Origin of the sequence: Pseudorhizobium banfieldiae (genome assembly GCF_000967425.1) — a bacterium.
Lineage (GTDB): Bacteria > Pseudomonadota > Alphaproteobacteria > Rhizobiales > Rhizobiaceae > Neorhizobium > Neorhizobium banfieldiae.
The window spans coordinates 3,750,102-3,771,768 of sequence record NZ_FO082820.1; the positions used below are offsets into that span (position 1 = coordinate 3,750,102).

Annotated in this window: 19 protein-coding genes; 6 read left to right on the forward strand and 13 right to left on the reverse strand. The window is 60.8% G+C overall.

Annotated features, from left to right (window positions below; translation table 11 throughout):
- Positions 1-76: 76 nt before the first annotated feature.
- The 3 genes from NT26_RS18140 to htpX form a co-directional block, all read right to left on the reverse strand.
- Positions 77-1,759, reverse strand: a complete 1,683-nt coding sequence (locus tag NT26_RS18140) for a heparinase II/III family protein (protein WP_052642349.1) — start codon at positions 1,757-1,759, stop codon at positions 77-79.
- Between the two features lie 100 nt (positions 1,760-1,859).
- On the reverse strand, positions 1,860-3,248 hold the full coding sequence (locus NT26_RS18145) for an RsmB/NOP family class I SAM-dependent RNA methyltransferase (protein WP_052642351.1): 1,389 nt from the start codon (positions 3,246-3,248) through the stop codon (positions 1,860-1,862).
- A complete protein-coding gene (gene htpX / locus NT26_RS18150) occupies positions 3,245-4,204 on the reverse strand; it encodes a zinc metalloprotease HtpX (protein ID WP_052640773.1) in 960 nt (319 codons plus the stop codon). The genes NT26_RS18145 and htpX overlap by 4 nt, the downstream gene beginning before the upstream one ends.
- A 97-nt stretch (positions 4,205-4,301) precedes the next feature.
- Between htpX and NT26_RS18155 the strand changes: the two genes are divergently transcribed.
- Both NT26_RS18155 and NT26_RS18160 read left to right on the forward strand, forming a co-directional pair.
- Positions 4,302-4,520, forward strand: a complete 219-nt coding sequence (locus tag NT26_RS18155) for a DUF1674 domain-containing protein (protein WP_052642353.1) — start codon at positions 4,302-4,304, stop codon at positions 4,518-4,520.
- A gap of 50 nt (positions 4,521-4,570) precedes the next feature.
- Positions 4,571-5,014 (forward strand): thermonuclease family protein, encoded by a 444-nt coding sequence (locus NT26_RS18160; RefSeq protein WP_052640775.1) that lies wholly within the window; start codon positions 4,571-4,573, stop codon positions 5,012-5,014.
- Positions 5,015-5,437: 423 nt separating this feature from the next.
- Here the strand turns inward: NT26_RS18160 and acs are convergent, their stop codons facing one another.
- Entirely contained in the window at positions 5,438-7,390 is a 1,953-nt protein-coding gene (acs, locus tag NT26_RS18165; RefSeq protein WP_052640777.1) for an acetate--CoA ligase, read from the reverse strand.
- Positions 7,391-7,609: 219 nt separating this feature from the next.
- Here acs and NT26_RS18170 point away from each other — a divergent pair, with 219 nt between their 5' ends.
- Positions 7,610-8,317, forward strand: a complete 708-nt coding sequence (locus NT26_RS18170; protein WP_052640779.1) for a DUF1013 domain-containing protein — start codon at positions 7,610-7,612, stop codon at positions 8,315-8,317.
- Positions 8,318-8,394: 77 nt separating this feature from the next.
- Here NT26_RS18170 and minE read toward each other — a convergent pair whose 3' ends face one another.
- The 5 genes from minE to NT26_RS18195 form a co-directional block, all read right to left on the reverse strand.
- A complete protein-coding gene (minE, locus tag NT26_RS18175; RefSeq protein ID WP_052640781.1) occupies positions 8,395-8,655 on the reverse strand; it encodes a cell division topological specificity factor MinE in 261 nt (86 codons plus the stop codon).
- A complete protein-coding gene (gene minD, locus NT26_RS18180) occupies positions 8,652-9,467 on the reverse strand; it encodes a septum site-determining protein MinD (protein WP_052640783.1) in 816 nt (271 codons plus the stop codon). Before minD ends, minE begins: the two co-directional genes overlap by 4 nt.
- A gap of 29 nt (positions 9,468-9,496) precedes the next feature.
- A complete protein-coding gene (gene minC / locus NT26_RS18185; protein WP_052640785.1) occupies positions 9,497-10,228 on the reverse strand; it encodes a septum site-determining protein MinC in 732 nt (243 codons plus the stop codon).
- A 147-nt stretch (positions 10,229-10,375) separates the two neighbouring features.
- Positions 10,376-12,307 carry a propionyl-CoA synthetase gene (locus NT26_RS18190; protein WP_052640787.1) on the reverse strand — a complete coding sequence of 644 codons (1,932 nt, stop codon included), beginning with the start codon at positions 12,305-12,307 and terminating at the stop codon, positions 10,376-10,378.
- Between the two features lie 92 nt (positions 12,308-12,399).
- Positions 12,400-13,059: a YggS family pyridoxal phosphate-dependent enzyme gene (locus tag NT26_RS18195; protein ID WP_052640790.1), complete on the reverse strand. Its 660-nt coding sequence runs from the start codon at positions 13,057-13,059 to the stop codon at positions 12,400-12,402.
- A 189-nt stretch (positions 13,060-13,248) separates the two neighbouring features.
- Here NT26_RS18195 and leuS point away from each other — a divergent pair, with 189 nt between their 5' ends.
- The 3 genes from leuS to holA are packed head-to-tail and all read left to right on the forward strand — an operon-like array spanning position 13,249 to position 17,448.
- Positions 13,249-15,879, forward strand: coding sequence for a leucine--tRNA ligase (gene leuS / locus NT26_RS18200; protein ID WP_052640792.1), 2,631 nt, complete (start codon positions 13,249-13,251; stop codon positions 15,877-15,879).
- A complete protein-coding gene (locus NT26_RS18205; RefSeq protein WP_052640794.1) occupies positions 15,869-16,420 on the forward strand; it encodes a hypothetical protein in 552 nt (183 codons plus the stop codon). Before leuS ends, NT26_RS18205 begins: the two co-directional genes overlap by 11 nt.
- The gene (gene holA / locus NT26_RS18210; protein ID WP_052640797.1) at positions 16,408-17,448 is read left to right on the forward strand and encodes a DNA polymerase III subunit delta; all 1,041 of its coding nucleotides are present in this window, start codon (positions 16,408-16,410) and stop codon (positions 17,446-17,448) included. The genes NT26_RS18205 and holA overlap by 13 nt, the downstream gene beginning before the upstream one ends.
- Here holA and NT26_RS18215 read toward each other — a convergent pair whose 3' ends face one another.
- From NT26_RS18215 to mnmG, 4 genes are read right to left on the reverse strand one after another with little or no spacing between them, the layout of a single operon-like run.
- On the reverse strand, positions 17,449-18,324 hold the full coding sequence (locus NT26_RS18215; protein ID WP_052640799.1) for a ParB/RepB/Spo0J family partition protein: 876 nt from the start codon (positions 18,322-18,324) through the stop codon (positions 17,449-17,451).
- Positions 18,325-18,338: 14 nt separating this feature from the next.
- Complete coding sequence (locus tag NT26_RS18220; protein ID WP_052640801.1) at positions 18,339-19,124, reverse strand: ParA family protein; 786 nt, start codon at positions 19,122-19,124, stop codon at positions 18,339-18,341.
- A 21-nt stretch (positions 19,125-19,145) separates the two neighbouring features.
- Positions 19,146-19,760, reverse strand: a complete 615-nt coding sequence (gene rsmG, locus NT26_RS18225) for a 16S rRNA (guanine(527)-N(7))-methyltransferase RsmG (protein WP_052640803.1) — start codon at positions 19,758-19,760, stop codon at positions 19,146-19,148.
- The gene (gene mnmG / locus NT26_RS18230) at positions 19,760-21,634 is read right to left on the reverse strand and encodes a tRNA uridine-5-carboxymethylaminomethyl(34) synthesis enzyme MnmG (RefSeq protein WP_052640805.1); all 1,875 of its coding nucleotides are present in this window, start codon (positions 21,632-21,634) and stop codon (positions 19,760-19,762) included. Before mnmG ends, rsmG begins: the two co-directional genes overlap by 1 nt.
- Positions 21,635-21,667 lie beyond the last annotated feature (33 nt).

Genomic DNA, 21,667 nt, shown 5'->3' on the forward strand with positions numbered 1-21,667 from the left:
GCTCTCCTGCGAACGCGCGCTTCAGGCGCTGGGGCGGATGCGGCCCGTTAGCACAGCTTCGCCAGAGAGGAAACGCCTATTCGACCCGCTTCAGCATCCATCGGACTTCTGAAGTTTCGGGCAACGCGAAGTGGATAACGAGCTGCCGGCTGGCACGCATGCCTGAGACATCGGCAAAGAAGAGGTCGTCCTCGATCTCCACCGCATGACCCGGCGCATTGAACTCCCACGCCTCGCCATCCGGTGCTACCAACAGCACCCTTTCTCGGTCTTCCCTGGACATAGTGATGGCCGGGTGAATGTGGAACCGGGCGGCGGCCGATACGGGTGCGCGAGGCGGCTTCGCGTCCTCCGGCGCGAACAATCTCTCATGGCCCTTGATCTTGTTGCCCTTGCCGCTCATTCCGATCGATCGTTCGTGGCAGTAGCCGAACGGCTTCAGATATCCGTCATGGACCGCACGGACCCAATCGCCGCCGTGCTGGTCATCCCATCGTTCGACATCCACCTCGTTCACCCCCGCGAGGATCGACGAACGGCAGAGGTGTGACCGCAGAAGGCGGCTCGAGGAGGTCTCGTTGATCGTGATCGTCGAGTGGGCCGCCGTCGAACGGGCCAGCCCTCGGAAATCCCCGGAGGCAAATTTGGGTGCGCCGCAGTTGACGATGAAGCGATGGCGCCCGGACGACATCTCGAATGCCAGGCATCCAGCATGGCTTCGCCGCGAAAGCTCGGCCGAACGTGGCTTGCCGGTATCGACAATGACCGTAGCCCCCTCGGCCGATAGCCGGTGGTATTGCATGTGAGGGAGCGACTTGAACGGCTGGCCAGCTGTTTCGTCGTAACGCAGGACGGACATCAACTCGCTTGCCGGGGTGGAGGTGGCACCGTTGAAGAGCGCCAGGTCTCCGTCCTGGTGACGGAAGAATCGCAGCGCCGGATACATGCGGTCGATGGTCGGGATCAGCTTGGCCGGCACGTCGTGCCCAAGATTGATATAGGTCTGGCGTAGCGGCAGAAGGTCAAGCAGCAGGTCGAGAAGGATGCGCGGATTGCGAGAGACATGCCCTCCGTCCGGCAGGATCTGGCGCTCGAGTTCACGGTCAAGACGGCTGCCTTCGCGACGAATGAACGCGTTGCGGGTCGGCATCGCGACGGAGGCCATGGCAAGGGCGATCCGGATGCGGAGACGCGTTTCGTCCATCGGCAGGCCGCGTACAATCCGGCGCAGGTATCGCACCTGGTAGGTGAGGCTTCTCATGAAGCGGCGGTAGAAGCCAGCCTCGGCGCCCTGCAGGACGATGGTGGAGTGTGAGAGCCAGGCGATCACCCGCTCCGCTGCGACATGCGGTCGCCAGGCCAGACCTCGCGCCCTGCGCCCGCGATTGTTCATCCAGCTTGAGGTGATCGCCCGGGCGCGGGCACAGGCCTCTGCGCTGCGGTCCGCCCGGATGTGACGGAGCCAGGCAAAGGAGTGCAGCCGTTCGGCTAGCGCCTCCGTCGGCGCTTCCACCTCAAACGGCGAGTAGCCTTCGGTATCGAAGGACGTACCGGCAAGCGGGAAGCGGCCCTGGGCGATCTCCTCTGCCACGAAGGGGTCGATGGCACGAAGATCGGTCGGTGCAACGATCAGCCGGTCGGGCACGCCGGAAGCGGACGAGGTCAATGCAAGCCGCAAACCGGCTGTGCGCCGGTAGAACCGGCGGCCGATTTCCCGCAAGCCGAAGGCCACAAGCCGTCGACGATCCGCGAGTTGCATGATCAATCTGGAACACTCCGCAGGTGCAGTCGCCCGCCGGTGCAGACGGATCGCCCTTTAGTTAATTCGAATACAATCTGCTGGGATGGTAAAGAAAATCTTACCGACGGCGCAGCACGCTCGCGAAGAAGCCATCGAGCCCACCCGTCATGCCGTCGCTCGCGGGCAGCATGGCAGGCGTGGTCCTGAATTCACCCAGTGGAGAAACGGCATCTTCCAGCCCCGGCCAATCGGACGGCGAGACTGGAACCCGTTCCAGTCCGGGATCCTGCGCAAGAAGCTCGGCGACAACCTGCTCTCCTTCGAGCGGATCGAGCGAGCAGTTTGAGAACACGATCAGGCCGCCGGGCTTCACCAGCGAGACGGCATGGCGCAGCATCTTCGCCTGGAGTGCTGCAAGCTTGGCGATATCGGCCGGTCCCTTGGTCCACAACACATCGGGGTGGCGTCGCGTCGTTCCCGTCGAGGAGCAGGGTGCGTCGAGGAGAACCCCGTCGAGCGGCTCCGCCGGGTTGAACGCAAACAAGTCACCTTGTACCAGATCCGCCTGCAGTTTCAGCCTGGCCAGGTTCTCCTTCAGGCGCGCAATGCGGTTGGCGGACTGTTCGACCGCCACCACGTGTGCGCCGGCCGCCACAAGTTGCGCGGTCTTGCCTCCGGGCGCCGCGCAGAGATCGGCGATATGCCTGCCCCTGACATCGCCGAACAGACGTGCCGGAATGCTGGCGGCTGCGTCCTGCACCCACCATTCGCCCTCCTCGAATTCCGGGAGGGAGGAGACTGCACCCTCGAAGGAAGGAAGACGAACACTGCCGGTCGGAAGCAGTCTGCCGTTCAGCCGTTCAGCCCAATTAGCCGCCCCGGATTTGACGGTCAGATCGATTGCAGGCGGCGTGAGCTGAGCCTCCGCGATGGAGCGTGCCGCATCAGCGCCGTAAGTCGCGGTCAACCGTTCCAGAAACCAGCCAGGAACTGGCGAAACGGAGCGGGTGGCATCGAGAACCTCCTGCTTTTCGCGCACCAGCCGCCGGAGGACGGCGTTGACCAGTTTTGCGAAGCGGCGATTGCGGGGGTCACGATTGGCCTGCTCGACGGCAACATCCACCGCCGCATGTTCGGGCACATCGAGGTGCAGGATCTGTGCGGCAGCGACGATCAGAACATGATGGAGGGCACGCGCCCCTTCCGGCAGCGGAGTATCCAGCATGGCAGCCAGTGCCGCCTCGAGGCGGGGCAGGTGGCGGAGAGCGGTCACGAGAATGGCCCGGACGAGCGCCCGGTCGGGCTCGCTCAGCTGCTTGTACGCCGGGTTTCCGTGAACAGGGTCAAGAATTCCATCCAGGGAAATTCTTCTGTCGATCACGGCCGCAAGCAGCTTGGCTGCCGTCATTCGCGCCTCAAGGCCTGCCTTGGGTGCGCCTCCCGGATGTTTCGTTTCGTCGGTCGCGGATTGCTGCGGCCGCTTTCCGTTCTTTCTTCCTTGGCTCAACTCCAGGGCCCCTTGCGCGGTTCGGATGAACCGCGACCCCACCCGGTTTCGGGGACGGAGCGCGCGGTGCGCGTCGGTCTAGCAGCACCGGGCACGGTCGTCGACCCGTTAGCGAACTCGCCCGCCATCTGCTGAAGCGCCGAAATACGGTTTGCGGTATTGGGGTGGGTGGAGAAGAGATTGTCCATCCGCTCGCCCGACAACGGATTGATGATGAACATGTGCGCGGTGGCAGGGTTGCGCTCGGCGTCGTCATTGTGAACCGCCTGAGCGGCGCCGGCAATCTTGCCAAGCGCCGAGGCGAGCCACAGCGGATTACCGCAGATTTCCGCACCACGCCGGTCGGCGGAATATTCCCGGGTCCGGCTGATCGCCATCTGCACCAGCATCGCCGCAAGGGGCGCAACGATCATGGCAACCAGCACACCGATGAATCCCAGCGGGTTGTTGTTGTCGCGATTGCCGCCGAAGAAGAACGCGAAGTTACCCAGCATGGAGATGGCGCCGGCAAGCGTCGCGGTGACCGTCATCGTCAGCGTGTCGCGATTTTGGATATGGGCGAGTTCATGCGCCATAACACCCGCCACTTCCTCCGGCGTCAGGCGTTGCAGCAGACCCGTGGAAGCGGCAACCGCTGCATTCTGCGGATTGCGGCCCGTGGCGAAGGCATTCGGCTGCGGACTATCGTAGACATAGACCTTGGGCATGGGCAGCCCCGCATTGGCGGAAAGCTGCCGGATCATCTTGAAAAGCTCCGGAGCGTTACGTTCGTCCACCGGCTGGGCCCGATAGGCCGAGAGCACCATCTTGTCCGAATTCCAGTAGGAGAACAGGTTCATGCCCGCCGCGAGCAGAAAGGCGATCATCATCCCGCCTCGGCCTCCGATCAGAAATCCGACCCCCATGAACAGGGCCGTCATGAAGGCAAGAAGCATGGCGGTGCGAATCATGTTCATGGTCGGTCTCCAAACGGCTTTATTGCCGGGGTTGAACGCCCTATGATGTGGTCTATCACCCTTTTCTTTTCAATATTCCGCACAGGCGGAGCGAATGATGCAGCACTCGGATAACGACAACAGCAACAGAACGCCGGAAGATATGGCAGCCAGGAAACCGCTTTCCCCGGCCGCGAGGCGGGCGCTGGAGGAGGCGGAGCAGCGCCGGCAGGGCGAAAGGCAGCAGGATATACCCACCGAGATCGGCGGTCGCGGCGGCGCCGATCCAGCTCGTTTCGGCGATTGGGAGATCAACGGCCGCGCGATCGATTTCTAGAGGCAGATAATCCTATTGACTTCAGCATTGATAAGGAATTTATTCCTTTCATGCGCTCCCTGCTTCTCGTCATCGTCCTGATCTTGTTCGCGTCGTCTGCTGATGCGGCCGGTAGCGAGATAGCAGGTCCTGTGGAGGCTGAGGTTCTCCGCGTCATCGACGGGGATACGCTGCTTGTCGAGGCAAGGCCTTGGCCGCAGCAGAAGGTCGAGGTCTATGTCCGCATCCGCGGCATCGATACGCCGGAGCTTCGTTCCTCCTGCCCGAGCGAACGACAAGCGGGGGAGGCGGCCAGACGGGCTCTGGAGTCGTTGACGGAGCATGCAGCCTTGCTTCAGCTGAGCCGGATCTCCGGCGACAAGTACTTCGGTCGTGTCGTGGCTGACGTAACAGTGCCCGGAGGAGGCAACGTAGCGGATCAGCTTGTCCTCGCAGGACTCGCGGAGGGCTACGATGGCGGCCGGAAAGCAGTCAGCCCCTGCGCGATGCCGTAGCACCTGCCAGGCCTTGGAAGGCAGAAGCGGAGAGGAGTCGACAATCTCTGGACGATCGAAGAAAGCCTGTGGCTGGACGGTCCCGAGACCTACCGGCAACGGCTTCATCCCGACTGCGTCATGGTGTTTCCATCGCCGACCGGCATTCTTTCCGCCGAGCGGGTACTGGCAAGCCTGGATGGGGTACCGCGCTGGAAGAGCGTTGAGATGAAGCAGCGGACAGCGAGGCAAGTGCGGTCTGGGATGGCGTTTCTTGCCTAAGAGGCCCGCGCAGAACGTGAACAAAGCCCAGCCTACCACGCCTATTGCAGCTCGGTGTATTGTCTTGAAGACGATAGCTGGCGCATCGTATTTCACCAGCAGACACCGGTTTAGGAGAAAGGCCCGCCACCGCTTATGCGGCGGGCCTCCTCCCTCAAGGCCTCAAGGCGCCTTGTTCTGGCGGTTCTCGATCAAGTCGTCGACCACGCCCGGATCGGCCAGCGTCGAGATATCGCCAAGCGCACTGAAATCGTCCTCGGCGATCTTGCGCAGGATGCGGCGCATGATCTTGCCCGAGCGCGTCTTCGGCAGGCCCGGCGCGAACTGGATCTTGTCCGGCGTGGCGATAGGGCCGATTTCGCTTCGGACATGCTTGATGAGTTCCTGGCGGAGCGCATCGTCCCCCTCATGACCCGACATCAGCGTCACGTAGCAGTAGATGCCCTGGCCCTTGACGTTGTGGGGGTATCCGACGACCGCCGCCTCCGACACATAGTCATGGGAGACAAGGGCGGACTCGACTTCCGCCGTGCCCAGCCGGTGGCCCGACACGTTGAGCACGTCGTCGACGCGGCCGGTGATCCAGTAGTAGCCATCCTCGTCGCGACGGCAGCCGTCACCGGTGAAGTACTTGCCCTTGTAGGTCGAGAAATAGGTCTGGATGAAGCGCTCGTGGTCACCATAGACCGTTCGCATCTGGCCCGGCCAGGAGTCGGCGATGCAGAGGTTGCCATCCGCCGGTCCTTCAAGGACGTTTCCTTCATTGTCGACGAGTTGGGGCTTGATCCCGAAGAAGGGCACCGTGGCGGAACCCGGCTTCAGCGCCGTGGCGCCCGGCAGAGGGGTGATCATGTGCCCACCGGTTTCTGTCTGCCACCACGTATCGATCACCGGGCATCGGCTATCGCCAACCACGCGGTAGTACCACTCCCAGGCTTCCGGGTTGATCGGCTCGCCCACCGTTCCGAGCAACCTGAGGCTCGAACGGGAGGAGCGTTTCACGTACTCGTCGCCGGCCCCCATCAGCGAGCGGATCGCCGTCGGAGCCGTATAGAAAATGTTCACGTTGTGCTTGTCGATCACTTCCCAGAAGCGTCCCTGGTCGGGGAAGTTGGGCACACCTTCGAACATCAGCGAGGTCGCGCAGTTCGCCAATGGGCCGTAGACGATGTAGGAGTGGCCGGTAACCCACCCGACATCGGCCGTGCACCAGTAGACGTCGCCGTCGTGGTAGTCGAAGACGTACTCGTGCGTCATTGCCGCATAGACGAGGTAGCCGCCTGTCGTATGCAGAACGCCCTTCGGCTTGCCCGTTGAGCCGGAGGTATAGAGGATGAAGAGCGGATCCTCCGCCTTCATCTTTACGGGTTCGCAATGGCCCTTCACGCTGGCGATTTCCTGATGGTACCAGAGATCGCGGCCGGGGGCCCATTCGATCTTGCCGCCGGTGCGGCGCACGACCAAGACATTCTTCACCGTCGCATACTGGCGCGCAGCGATGTGGATGGCCTTGTCGGTATTTTCCTTCAGCGGCACCGGCTTTCCGCCGCGCACGCCCTCGTCACAGGTGATCACGAAGCAGGACTGGCAGTCGACGATACGGCCGGCCAGGGCCTCCGGTGAGAAGCCGCCGAACACGACGGAATGGACGGCGCCGATACGGGCGCAGGCCAGCATGGCATAGGCCGCTTCCGGGATCATCGGCATGTAGATCGTGACGCGATCGCCCTTCTTGACGCCGTGCTTCTTCAGGACATTCGCCAACCGGCAGACCTGGTCGTAGAGCTGGTTGTAGGTGATCTTCTTGTCGATATAGGGGTTGTCGCCTTCCCAGATCAGCGCCGTGCGTTCGCCATGGGTCTTCAGGTGGCGGTCGATGCAGTTGTAGGAGACGTTCGTCAGCCCGTCCTCGAACCACTTGATCGAAACCTTGCCCTTGAAGGAAGTATTCTTGACCTTCGTGTAGGGCTTGAACCAGTCGATGCGCTTTCCGTGCTTGCCCCAGAACTTGTCCGGATCCTCGACGCTCTCCTCGTACCACTTCTCGTATTTGTCCTTGTCGATCAGCGCCATGCTCTTGGTGGCGCGTGACACAGGATACACCTTCTCGGACATGGTCTCCTCCCCATTGCGTCGCGAAAGCCGGATCAGCTAATCCGGATCATGTTCCCTTCATACCAGTTGAAACAGACCCATCAATTAGACAAACGGTTCATGCTGCGCGATATTTGCAATTCGACCGCTTTCCGGTTATAGACGCATCGAATTTCCGGAAATTGTGGTTGATACCCACGGCCCGCGACCCCGGCGCGGACGGACAGAGGAACTATATCCATGGCTCAACAATTGCTCATGCCGAAGGCGACGGCTGTCTGGCTGGTCGACAATACGGCGCTTTCCTTCGACCAGATCGCGCAGTTCTGCAAACTGCACCCGCTCGAGGTCAAGGCGATCGCCGACGGCGAGGCGGCACAGGGCATCAAGGGTCTTGACCCGATCGCGACCGGGCAGCTCTCACGCGATGAGATCAAGCGCGGCGAAGGCGACGTCAACTACAAGCTGAAGCTGCAGGAGCCGAAGGTCCGGGTTCCCGAAGCGAAACGCCGCGGCCCGCGCTATACGCCGGTTTCGAAGCGCCAGGATCGTCCGAACGCCATCCTCTGGCTCGTGCGCAACCACCCGGAACTGAAGGACGCACAGATCTCGCGTCTCGTCGGCACGACGAAGTCGACGATTGAGCAGATCCGGGACCGCACCCATTGGAACTCGGCCAACCTGACGCCGATGGACCCGGTCACTCTCGGTCTCTGCAGCCAGATCGACCTGGACCTCGAGGTCGAGAGGGCCTCGAAGGGTCGCCCGCTTCCGACCGCCGAGGAACTGGGAGCAACGCTCCAGTCGGCGACTGAGACCGAGAACCTCGGCTTCGACTACCGCACGGAGCGCGAGGAGGAGAAGGAGATCGACGCCGACGCGGTCTTCGCCAAGCTGAGCTCGCTCAAGTCCGCACCGCGCGACGAAGAAGAAGACGATCAGTACTGATCCTTCGGCAATTCAAAGTTCAGATGATGCTAAAAGCCCGCCGGATCAGCGGGCTTTTTCTTTGCATCGTGGATAGATCAGGCCGCCTTCAATGAAGCATCCAGAGGAATTTCGACATCGATCTCGAGCATCGAGAATGTCTCTTCCCGGTCAACCTTGATCTTCACCCGGTCCGAATCGAGATCGACGTGCTTGGCAATAACTGCAAGTATCTCCTCGCGGAGCACGGCAACAAGGTCGGAACTCGTGGACGCACGCTCATGGGCGAGAAGTACCTGCAACCTCTCCCGCGCCATCGGCGCAGAACGCTGCTTGCGGAACAGATCGAAGATGCTCATGCCGCCTTCCTTCCAAAGATCTTGCCGAAGAGGCCCCGCTTCTCACCCGGAACGGTGATTGGAAGCGCCTCCCCGCAAAGCCGACGGGCGGCATCGAAATAGGCCTGAGCCGGGGCGCTGCGAGCATCGGCCAGGGTCACCGGGGCCCCGATATTCGAAGCGCGAAGAACGTCCATGCTCTCCGGAATGATGCCGATCAGCGGGATAGAAAGGATTTCCAGGACGTCATCCACCTTGAGCATGTCGCCGCGCTCGGCGCGGAGAGGATCATAGCGTGTCAGGAGAAGGTGTTTCTCCATCCGCTCTCCCCGCTCGGCCTTCAACGTCTTGGCGTCCAGAAGCCCGATGATTCTGTCGGAATCGCGAACAGACGAGACTTCCGGATTGGTAACCACCACGGCTATGTCGGCATGGCGCATAGCAAGGGTCGCACCGCGCTCGATGCCAGCAGGGCTGTCGCAGATCACCCAGTCGAAGACGCGCTTCAGTTCATTGATGACAGTTTCGACGCCCTCCGGCGTCAATGCGTCCTTGTCACGAGTCTGCGATGCAGGCAGCAGGAACAAGGTCTCCAGCCGCTTGTCGCGGATGAGTGCCTGCGGAAGCTTGGCATCCCCCTGTATCACGTTGACGATATCGTAGACGACGCGACGTTCCGCACCCATCACCAGGTCGAGATTGCGAAGTCCGACGTCGAAATCGACGACAACCACTTTCTCGCCCTTCTGGGCCAGGGCTGCGCCGAGCGCCGCGGACGATGTCGTCTTGCCGACCCCGCCCTTGCCTGATGTCACTACAATGACTTTCCCCATGGTCTTCTCCTGTGTTCCGGCCTTTTGGCTCAGGCGAGTTTCTCAGCCATTATTGTATCGTTTTCGAGCCAGAGCTGGACGGGCTGGCCCTTCAGGTTGGCTGCCATGTTCTCGGCAACCTGGTAGATGCCATCGATCGCAAGCAGTTCTGCATCGAGCTTGCGGCAGAAGATGCGCGCCGAGGAATTGCCGACCGATCCTGCCATGACCCGGCCGCGAAGAGCGCCGTAGATATGAACGGAACCACCTGCGATCACCTCCGCGCCGGAGGCGACGGATCCGATCACCGTGACATCGCCTTCCGGAAAGATGACGGATTGCCCGGACCGGATCGGTTCCCGGACGATTATCGACTGTAGCGCGGGACGAACGTCCCGGGCGACTTCCGGGGCGGCACTAGCGGCGGGTAGCTCGACGGCGGGCTCCCTCGCCATGCTGTCCTCGGAAACGGGACGGCCGCCCTTGAGACCTGGCGGCATGCCCGGACCGAGCAGCGAGGGACGCGCGCCCTCGATCCCCATGATGCTGACATTGCGTTCGGCGAATGCGGCAAGCAGTTCCTTCAACTGCCCACGATCGACATCGAGATCCGTGACGTCCAGGACCACGGGGCGCCCGAGGAAAAACCCGGCGGAACGCGAGGCGAGGTCGTCGAGCCGCGTCAGCCACTCGTCGAGCGGCAGGTCGGGCGACAGGACGACCGCAAGAAAGGAGCGGCCCTTGATTCGGATCGAGCGAGCGTCTGTTAGCACTTTGGTCATCTACGTAAAGAAATGGTTAGATCGGTGTAGCGTAGGCATGGTTAACAATATGTTAACTGGCTGGTGCGGAGCTTAAGGTGCACACATGCTGAAATGCGAAAGGCCCCCGCTTTAGTGGGGGCCCTTCTGCAAATTGCCAGGTCGTGGTCAGGCTGCCGTGTCGGCGGCGCCCTTGGCATATCCCTTGGATTTGAGGATCTCGATGATCTCGTCGAGGATCACCGGGTCATCGATGGTGGCAGGCATCTTCCACGGCATCCCATCGGCGATCTTCTGCATCGTTCCACGCAGGATCTTGCCCGACCGTGTCTTCGGCAGTCGTTTCACGACCATCACGGTACGGAAGGCGGCGACTGGCCCGATCTCGTTGCGGACAAGGTCGACGACCTCCTTCTCGATCAGCTTCTCATCGCGGGTTACGTTGTTCTTGAGGACGAGGAAGCCGCAGGGGATCTGCCCCTTGAGGGAATCCGCGACGCCGACCACGGCACACTCCGCGACATCCGGATGCATGGCGCAGACCTCCTCCATCGCACCCGTGGAAAGCCGATGGCCGGCGCAGTTGATGATGTCGTCCGTCCTCGCCATCACGAAGAGGTAGCCATCGTCATCAAGCATGCCGGCATCCGCCGTCTTGTAGTAGCCCGGGAACTCCTCGAGGCATCCCTGACGGAAACGCTCGTCCGCATTCCAGAAGCTGACGAGGCAACCGGGCGGCAAGGGCAGCTTCACGACGATATTGCCGAGCGTGTTGGTCGGAACAGGATGGCCCGCATCATCCAGCACTTCGATCAGATATCCTGGCATGGGGTGCGTCGGCGAACCTGGCTTGAACGGCAACAGCCCCAGGCCCACCGGGTTGCCAACCATGGGCCAGCCCGTTTCTGTCTGCCACCAGTGGTCGATCACGGGAACCTGCAGCACCTGCTCTGCCCATTTCAGCGTCTCCGGATCGGCCCGCTCGCCTGCGAGGAAGAGGGCACGCAAGCCGGACAGGTCGTATGTTTCGACAAGCTTTCCCTCCGGATCATCCCGGCGGATGGCGCGGAACGCCGTGGGGGCCGTGAAAAGGACCTTCACGTCATACTCAGATACAATCCGCCAATAGGTTCCGGCATCGGGAGTTCCGACCGGCTTTCCCTCGAACAGGACGGTCGTGTTTCCGGCAAGAAGCGGGCCATAGACGATGTAGGAGTGCCCGACGACCCAGCCGATGTCGGAGGCGGCCCAGAACACCTCGCCAGCTTCGACCCCGTAGAGGTTCTTCATCGTCCAGTTGAGCGCCACCATGTGCCCGCCATTGTCACGGATCACTCCCTTGGGCTGACCCGTGGTTCCAGACGTGTAGAGCACATACAAGGGATCGGTGGCAGTTACCGGCTCGCAATCGACCACCGTGCCGTTGACCTTCTCGATCTCGACCGCCTGGCGGAAATCGACGTCGCCATGCTCATAGCGCAGCGCCGCATGCAGTTCGTCCCGCTGCAGGACAAGGCAGAAATCCGGCTTGACCTTCGCGATACCGAGCGCGTGATCGAGCAGGGGCTTGTAGGCGACCACCCGGCCGGGCTCCAGTCCGCAACTGGCGCTGATCACTACCTTGGCACCGCAGTCGTCGATCCTGGCGGCAAGCTCGTGCGCGGCAAATCCGCCGAATACCACGGAATGGACCGCCCCGAGGCGCGCACAGGCCAGCATTGAGAAGACAGCTTCGGGAACCATGGGCATGTAGATGACGACCCGGTCGCCTTTGCCCACGCCGTGATTGCGCAACACGGCGGCGATAGCCTGGACCTCGACGAGCATCTCGTCGAAGCTGTACTTCCTCTTGTCGCCGTTCATCGCGCTGTCGTAGATCAGCGCCGTCTGGTCGCCGCGTCCCTTGCTCACGTGCCGATCTATGCAGTTGTAGCAAGTGTTCGTCTCACCGCCGACGAACCAGCGTCCATAAACGCCCTGGTCCTTGTCGAAGACCTTTTCGATCGGCTTGAACCAATGAAGCGTCTCCGCCTGACGGCGCCAGAACTCCTCCGGAGCCGTCTGCCACTCCCGATAGATGTCGAAGTATGTGCTCTGCATCTGCTCCTCCCGTGGTCCCAGCGCAGCATTTGGAACCAGTTTAGGATGATGCAGACGGCCACGGAAAGCCAGACTAAAGCTCTAAGGGGGCCTTAACGATTGCCAAAAATGGCCGACCCCACCCGAACGCTGGTAGCACCGAACTCGATCGCCGTCTCGAAGTCTCCCGACATTCCCATCGAGAGCTTCTGCAAGCCGCACTGATCAGCAAGCTTGGCCAGAAGTGCAAAGTGCGGCCCGGGGTTTTCGTCCGCGGGAGGTATGCACATCAGACCTTCGATCGAAAGCTCAAGGTCGCCCCGGCAGAAGTCCACGAATGCCACTGTCTCCCTTGGCGCGATACCAGCCTTCTGCGGCTCCAGCCCGGTATTGACCTGCACATAGAGACGGGGTTGGCGGTCCTGCTTCTGCATTTCATCGGCAAGCGCCCGCGCGATTTTCTCGCGGTCGACCGTCTCGATCACATCGAAGAGTGCCACGGCATCGGCGGCCTTGTTGGATTGCAGCGGACCGATCAGGTGAAGTTTGATGTCCTTGAACTCCTCCTTCAGTGCCGGCCATTTGCCTTGGGCTTCCTGAACGCGATTCTCCCCGAACACCCGCTGACCGGACGCGATGACCGGACGGATCGCCTCCGCATCAAAGGTTTTCGACACGGCCACCAGCGTCACTGACTGCGGCTGCCGTTTGGCCCTTCGCTCTGCGTCCGTGATCCGTGCCAGCACATCCTGCAGCCGTTCCTCTGACGTCATCTCGTTTCCCTCGCGCTCGCTATCAAAGGTCGCACACCGCTTAACTGGCCCCTATCCGCCTGCCAAGCCGCGCTTGTGCTCGGCGCCAAACTTTACCCGGCGAGATGCCCGGAAAACTTGACGCTTGCAGGGTTTCATGATGAAGGTCTGACCAATCCCAGTCTGCATTTACCCCGGAATATCATAGAAATGGCGAGTGAACGTTATAATCCGCGCGACGCCGAGCCGCGCTGGCAGAAGATCTGGAGCGAGGCCAAGGTCTTCGAGACCGACAACGCCGACCCGCGCGAGAAATATTACGTCCTCGAGATGTTCCCCTATCCCTCTGGCCGCATTCACATGGGCCACGTCCGCAACTATGCCATGGGCGATGTTGTGGCGCGCTACAAGCGGGCGAGGGGCTATAACGTCCTCCACCCAATGGGCTGGGATGCCTTCGGCATGCCGGCCGAGAACGCCGCGCGTGACAACAAGGTTCACCCCAAGGAGTGGACCTATCAGAATATCGCTTCAATGAAGGCCCAGCTGAAGGCGATGGGCCTGTCGCTCGACTGGTCGCGGGAGTTCGCCACGTGCGACGTCGACTACTACCACCGGCAGCAGCATCTTTTCCTCGACATGATGGAAAAGGGGCTCGTCTACCGTAAGCTCTCCAAGGTCAACTGGGATCCCGTTGACCACACCGTGCTTGCCAACGAACAGGTTATCGACGGACGCGGCTGGCGATCCGGCGCTCTGGTGGAGCAGCGTGAGCTGGTGCAGTGGTTCTTCAAGATCACCAACTTCAGCCAGGATCTGCTGGACGCCCTCGATACGCTCGATCAGTGGCCCGAAAAGGTCCGTCTGATGCAGAAGAACTGGATCGGCCGGTCGGAGGGGATGACGATCCGTTGGGAGCTTGTGGCCGAAACCGCACCGGCAGGCCAGTCCGAGGTGACGGTCTATACGACCCGTCCCGACACCCTCTTCGGCGCCTCCTTCCTGGCGATCGCGGCAGATCATCCGCTGGCAAGGGAAGCAGCAGCCGCGAATCCGGCTATCGAAGCCTTCGCCGACGAGTGCCGCAGGCAGGGTACTTCGCTGGCAGCGCTGGAAACGGCCGAAAAGAAGGGTATGGACACTGGCATCCGGGTCAGGCATCCGCTCGATCCAAGCTGGGAGCTACCGGTCTACATCGCCAACTTCGTGTTGATGGACTATGGTACCGGCGCGATCTTCGGCTGCCCGTCGGGCGACCAGCGCGACTTGGATTTTGCACGCAAGTACGATCTCCCCGTAGTGCCGGTCGTTATGCCGGCAGGCGACGACGCAGGGAATTTCGCGATCGGTGACACTGCCTACGATGGCGATGGCGTGATGATCAACTCGCGCTTCCTCGACGGCCTCTCAACCGAAGAAGCGTTCGAGACGGTCGCCAGACGGTTGTCGGAGACGATGCTTGGCAACAAGCCCCAAGGCGAGCGCAAGGTGAACTTCCGCCTGCGGGACTGGGGCATCTCGCGCCAGCGTTACTGGGGCTGCCCGATCCCCGTGATCCATTGCGAGGTATGTGGTGTCGTCCCGGTACCAAAGATGGACCTGCCGGTCCGGCTTCCCGACGACGTGACCTTCGACCAACCCGGCAATCCGCTGGACCGACATGCGACATGGCGTCACGTCGCCTGCTCGCAATGCGGCGGTGACGCCCGTCGTGAGACCGACACGATGGACACCTTCGTCGATTCCAGCTGGTACTTCACCCGCTTCACGGCACCTTGGCAGGATGAGCCGACGGATCCGAAGGCGGCTAACCATTGGCTGCCGGTGGACCAGTATATCGGTGGCATCGAGCACGCCATCCTCCATCTTCTCTACTCGCGGTTCTTTACCCGCGCGATGAAGGAAACAGGCCATGTCGAAGTGAAGGAGCCATTCAAGGGTCTCTTCACTCAGGGCATGGTCGTCCATGAGACTTACCGCCGCGGCAGCGGGCCATCGGGGGAATGGGTTGCGCCCGCCGATATCCGTATCGAGGAAACTGACGGGAGGCGCCGTGCAACATTGCTCGCAACCGGCGAGGAAATCGCGATTGGCTCGATCGAGAAGATGTCGAAGTCGAAGAAGAACGTGGTCGATCCGGACGACATCATCGCGTCCTACGGGGCCGACACCGCCCGCTTTTTCGTACTCTCCGATTCACCGCCGGACCGCGACGTCATCTGGTCGGAAGCCGGCGTGGAGGGCGCACACCGCTTTACTCAGCGTCTTTGGCGTCTGATCTCGGAAGCGGCCGACAATCTTAAAGGAGTGGCGCCGGCACCGGCACGCGAAGGCGAGGCACTGGCCGTTTCCCAAATTGCCCACAGGACGCTGAAGGCGGTCCAGGATGATTATGACAAGCTCTCCTTCAACAAGGCCGTTGCGCGGATCTACGAACTTGTGAACGCGCTCGCGGCACCCCTGGCGCGGGTCGCCGCTGGCGACGGTGACGCCTTGTTCCTCGCCGCCGTTCGGGACGCCGCAGAGATTCTTGTTCAGATTGTCGCGCCAATGACACCACACTTGGCGGAGGAGTGCTGGGCAGCGCTCGGCAACGGACGAATGCTAGCGCAGGCTGCATGGCCACGCTATGATGATGCACTGGTGGTCGAGAACGAGATCATGCTTCCGGTGCAGATCAACGGCAAGAAGCGGGCCGAATTGACAATCGTCCGTGACGCAGACCAAGATGCCGTCCAGGCAGCGGTTCTGCAGTTAGGTGCCGTGCGCTCCGCCCTGGATGGCCGGCAGCCGAAGAAGATCATTGTCGTTCCACAAAGGATCGTAAACATTGTCGTCTGACACCCTCCGCACCCTTCGCCTGATCGGCGCCGTCGTTTCGGGCATCATCCTTGTGGCCGGGTTGGCCGCATGTCAGGTGCGTCCGCTCTATGGTGAAGCGTCCGGCAGCGGCGCCGCGCTTGCAGGTGTCGGCTTCTCCGACGCTGGAACGCGGGTAGGGCAGGTTGTTCGAAACCATCTCGTCTTCCTCACATCTAGAGGCAGTGGGGAAGCAGCCAACCCCTCGTATCAGGTAGAGCTGAGTGTTTCGTCGAGCTACAGTGATATCCTAGACGATGAAGACGCGGGCCAGCTTCAGCCAGGGCGTGTCATCGTGGCAGGATCCTACACCTTGTCCCGCGTTTCTGATGGAGAGATCCTCAAGAGAGGCAGCAGGACGGCCACTGCGCTGCTGGACGTCTCGCGCCAGGAGTTTGCGGAACTCCGCTCTGTTCGGGATGCGGAAAACCGGGCAGCACGAGAGGTGGCCGAGTTCATCCGCGCCGATCTCGCCATTGCCTTGGCAAACCAGCCACCACCGCAGGTGACATGGCAGAAATAAAGTCACACGAGTTCGATCATTTCGCCGAAAAGGCGCATGAACTCTATCGTGTGTTCGTCATCTACGGCCCGGATCGCGGCCTTGTATCCGAGCGTGCTGCCCTGCTCGCCCGCAAAACTGGCATCGCTCAGGAGGATCCCTTCGCGACGCTAAAGCTTGACGTGTCGGACCTGCAAAGCGATCCGGGCCGCCTGCTTGACGAAGTAAACTCCCTTGGTCTCTTCGGCGACAAAAAGCTCGTCTGGCTTCGAAATGCCGCCAACGAGAAGGCGGTGGTCGATGCTCTCGCTGTTCTTGCTGAGGGGAGTCCCCCCGCCAATGCCCTGATTATCGAGGCAGCCGACCTCAAGAAGGGCAGCGGCTTGCGGAAGATTGCAGAGCCTGCAAAGACGATCGCGATAACACCCTGCTACCCCGACGACGTCAAGGCGCTGAACGCCCTCATCGATACGTTGCTCGCGGAGGATGGCCTGTCGATCTCGCCTGCAGCACGGCATCAGCTGCTCGATTTGCTGGGCGGCGACCGCGTGGCGTCGCGTAACGAGGTCCGGAAACTCGCGCTCTACTGCCGCGGCAAGGTCATGGTCGAGGAGGAGGACGTAACTGCGATCATCGGTGATGCGAGTGGCGTTTCACCGGATGAGGCGGTCGACGCGGTCCTTACAGGTGACCTGGTAGCGCTCCGCCATGCGCTGCAGAAGATCGAAACCTCGCGGACACCGGTATTTCTCGTCCTGCAATCCTGTCTCAAGCAGTTCCAGATGATGGAACTCATGCGCACCGAAATGGACGACAAGAAAGTCCAGGCATCTCAGGTCATGATGACGCTCGGGCGGCACATCCACTTCAAGCGCAAGCCGCTGATCGAAAGGGCGCTCGGACGCTGGCGCACGGAAGCGCTGTCTCGAGAGGGACACCGCCTCCAGTCTGCGATCCTGCAATCTCGCCAAAGGCAAAGCTTGGAGCAGAGCATCGCGTTTCAAACGCTTATGGCGGTTGCGCTGCAATCTGCTCGTCAGCAGAGATGATCAGCGCCGTTCCAAGAGTCGGCAGATCTCTTCCAGTTGATCGAGCGTCCGATAATTGATGCGGATCTGGCCAGGCCCGCCCTTGTGGTTGATCCTGACATCCAGACCAAGCGAGTCCGACAACGTCCGCTCCAGTGCAAGTGTATCGGAGTCCTTTTTCTCTACCTTGGATTGATTGGGCTCAGACTGTGCCTTGATGTCGTTCTGGGCCAGCCGCTCCGCATCCCGAACCGACATTCCCTTTGCGACGATCGTACGAGCTAGGGAAACCGGATTGGATGTCGTGACAAGGGCCCTAGCATGGCCGGCAGACAATTCGCCGGAGGCGAGCATGTCACGGACAGGCTCTGGGAGCTTCAGGAGCCTGAGGCTGTTGGCCACATGGCTGCGGCTTTTGCCGATGATCCCGCCGAGGTCATTCTGGGTATAGCCGTATTCCGCGATCAGTTGATCGTAACCTAACGCCTCTTCCAGAGGATTGAGGTCGGCACGCTGGACGTTCTCGACGATCGCGATCTCCAAGGCCGTCCGGTCATCGACGTCCCTGACAATGACGGGAATCTCGTGAAGCCCAGCGAGCTGTGCAGCGCGCCAACGCCGCTCTCCAGCGATAATCTCATATCGGTCGCCGACCGGCCGGACGACCACGGGCTGAACGATCCCATGCTGGCTGACCGAACTGGCGAGATCCTGGAGCTCCGCCTCATCGAACTGGCGCCGCGGATTTCGCGGATTTCGGCTGACATGTTCTATCGGGACCATCCGGTCGGCACTGATCTCCTTTGGGGCGGCGTCGACTGGCAGCGGCTGATCCATCTGACCGATCAGTGCAGCAAGACCCCTGCCAAGGCGACGCTTCGAAAGATCATCACTCATACTTGGTCCTTTCGTTACGCCGCTTTTCGCCGACGCTCACGCTGAATCACTTCCGACGCCAGCTGCAGATACGCCTGACTGCCGGCGCATTTCAGATCATAGAGGATCGCGGGTTTTCCGTAGCTGGGAGCTTCGGAAACACGGACATTGCGCGGGATCAGCGTATGGTAGACCTTGTCCCCGAGATAGGTGCGCACATCGTTCACCACCTGCTGCGCCAGATTGTTCCGGGAGTCGAACATGGTGAGCACGATGCCCTGGATGTCGAGCGCGGGATTAACCGTCTGACGAACCTGATTCACCGTCTCGAGTAGCTGGCTCAAGCCCTCGAGCGCAAAGAACTCGCACTGCAGCGGCACAAGGACGGATTGCGCTGCGGCCATGGCGTTCATGGTCAGCAGGTTGAACGACGGGGGGCAATCGACGATGATATATGTATAAGGCATCGCGGCCGAGAGCGACCGCTTGAGCCTGAACACCCGATCAGCTTCTTGCGATATCTCCATCTCAAGCCCGAGGAGATCCATGGTTGAGGGCACGATAGAAAGGTTGGGCACAGCCGTCGGCAGGACGGTCTGTTCGACGGAATGAGTACCCATCAGAAGGTCGTAGGATGACAATTCCCGATCTCTTCGATCGATTCCAAGGCCGGTACTTGCATTCCCCTGTGGGTCCAGGTCGATGATCAAGACGGTTTCGCCTATGGCTGCAAGCGCCGTGGCGAGGTTGATGGCAGTCGTGGTCTTGCCCACCCCACCCTTTTGGTTGGCGATTGTGATGATACGATTGCCGTTAGTCATGCCGCACCTGACGAGGCTAGATCAAACCTTTGGCCGGAGTCCGCTGATTTCGAGGATCACTGAGTCGTTCTCGACGGCGCTGGTATGTATTACCAGATCAAAGTCCCAGTCGCTACGCGCTTTCTCTACCTCGCGCTGGTAATCCCGGCCTTTGTGGAGAAGGGCACGGCAGGATTTTCCGACCATCCAGGGGGAGGAGTAGCGAAACAGCAGGTTGAGCTCGGCCAATGCTCGTGCGGAAATCATGTCGCAATGGGCAATCTTCGTTTGAGCCTCTTCGATCCGGCCGGGGTATACAGAGCCCCTCGCCCCGCACTCCATCAGCGCCACCCGTAGGAACGCTGCCTTCTTCTGATTGCTTTCAACCAGATGCACGAAGCCATCATTTGCCTCAGCAAGCAATATGGCCGTCACGATGCCAGGGAAACCACCGCCGGAGCCGAGATCGATCCATTCAGCTGGCTGCGGGTGGATCTGAAACACCTGAGCACTGTCCTCGATGTGACGGCTCCAGACTTCCTCCAGGGTCGATGGTGCAACGAGGTTGATGCGCTTCGCCCATTTTTGGAAAAGCTCTGCGAAATGCTCTAGCCGCTGATGCGTTTCACGTGAAACAGGCCTGCCGTTCAACAACATTACGATACGCGTTCCTTATGCTCTCTCTCCTGCCTACGAAGATTGGCGAGGAGCAGGGCGGATGCGGCTGGAGTCATTCCCTCAATTCGAGAAGCATGGGCCAGATTCGCTGGTCTCAGGCTCGAAAGCTTCGTCTTTAACTCATTGGAGAGACCAGACAGTACTTGGTAGTCAAAGTCCGGTGGTATGGACACCCCCTCGTCACGCCGAAGAGCCAGAACGTCGCTCTCCTGCCTCTCGAGATAAACTGCATAACCGGCTTCGATCTTGAGAGCAGCTGCGGTGCGTTCCGACATCGCGCGGAGTTCCGGCCAAATCGCGCGGATCTTCTCCGGATCGATATCAGGATACGCAAGAAGGTCTATGGCCGTGCGGCGTTGTCCATCCCGGTTAAGACTAATGCCGAATCGTTCCGCCTCGTTTGGCGTTACCGAAACACTCGTCAGCTGACCCCGCCAATCCTCAAGGTCGTTCTCGTACCTCTCAAACCGTTCCCTTCTTACTGTCGAAACCAGCCCGAGCTCAACGCCTACCGGCGTGAGCCGCTCATCAGCATTATCTGCTCGGAGCGACAGCCGGTATTCGGCGCGCGAGGTGAACATCCTATAGGGCTCGGTAACCCCTCGGCTGGTCAGATCGTCGATCATGACGCCGATATAGGAGCTGGAACGGCTGAAGGTATACGTATCTTGATCACCTGCAAGACGAGCGGCATTGAGGCCCGCTACAAGCCCCTGCGCGGCGGCTTCCTCATATCCTGTGGTTCCGTTGATCTGCCCGGCAAGGAAAAGGCCGGGCATCTTGCGGAGTTGCAGAGATGAAGAGAGTTCTCGAGGGTCGACGTGGTCGTATTCAATGGCGTAGCCCGGCTGCAGGATCCGAGCGTGTTCGAGCCCCGGTATGCTATGGATGAACGCTTCCTGTACGTCAGCGGGCAGGGAGGTGGAAATGCCGTTAGGGTAAACGGTATCATCATCGAGACCCTCTGGCTCCAGGAAAATCTGATGACCGTCTCGTTCGCCGAAGCGGACGATTTTGTCTTCAATTGAGGGGCAGTAACGTGGGCCAACGCCTTCGATCTGGCCAGAGTACATAGCGGATCGGTGAATGTTCTCTTCGATAATCCGATGAGTGACGCTGGTCGTCCGGGTGATACCGCAGGCAATCTGTGGCGTCGTTATGGCCTCCGTGAGGAACGAGAACGGGACCGGATCTTTATCTGCTTCCTGGCGCCCGATACCATCCCAGTCGATTGTGGTTCCATCAAGCCGGGCCGGCGTGCCGGTCTTAAGTCGCCCAAGGCGTAAGCCGAGTTGTTCGAGGGTTGCGGATAGCCCCACTGACGGTCCTTCGCCCATTCGCCCCGCCGGAAAGCGTTCAGATCCGATATGGATAAGGCCGCGCAGGAAGGTGCCGGTTGTCAGAACGGCCGCCACACATGCGTACCGTCGACCATCCGAGAGGATCACGCCCGCAACTTTCCCTTCCGTGACGTCCAGATCGAAAACATCGCCTTCGACCACATCAAGATTGACATGATTGAAAATCTCGCGCTGCATTCCTTCACGATATAGCCTCCGATCAGCCTGGGTACGCGGCCCACGAACAGCCGGGCCCTTGCGCCGATTCAGCATGCGAAACTGGATACCGGCTGCGTCTGCGACGCGACCCATCAGGCCATCCAGCGCATCCACTTCCCGAACCAGATGGCCTTTGCCGAGGCCGCCAATAGCGGGATTGCAGGACATCACGCCGATAGTGTCTCGGCGATGGGTCACAAGCGCCGTCCGCGCTCCCGTCCGTGCTGCGGCGCTGGCCGCCTCGCAACCGGCGTGGCCTCCGCCAATTACAATCACGTCATATCGCTTGTTCATGGTCCACCTGCGGTGAGTGTTTCACGTGAATCA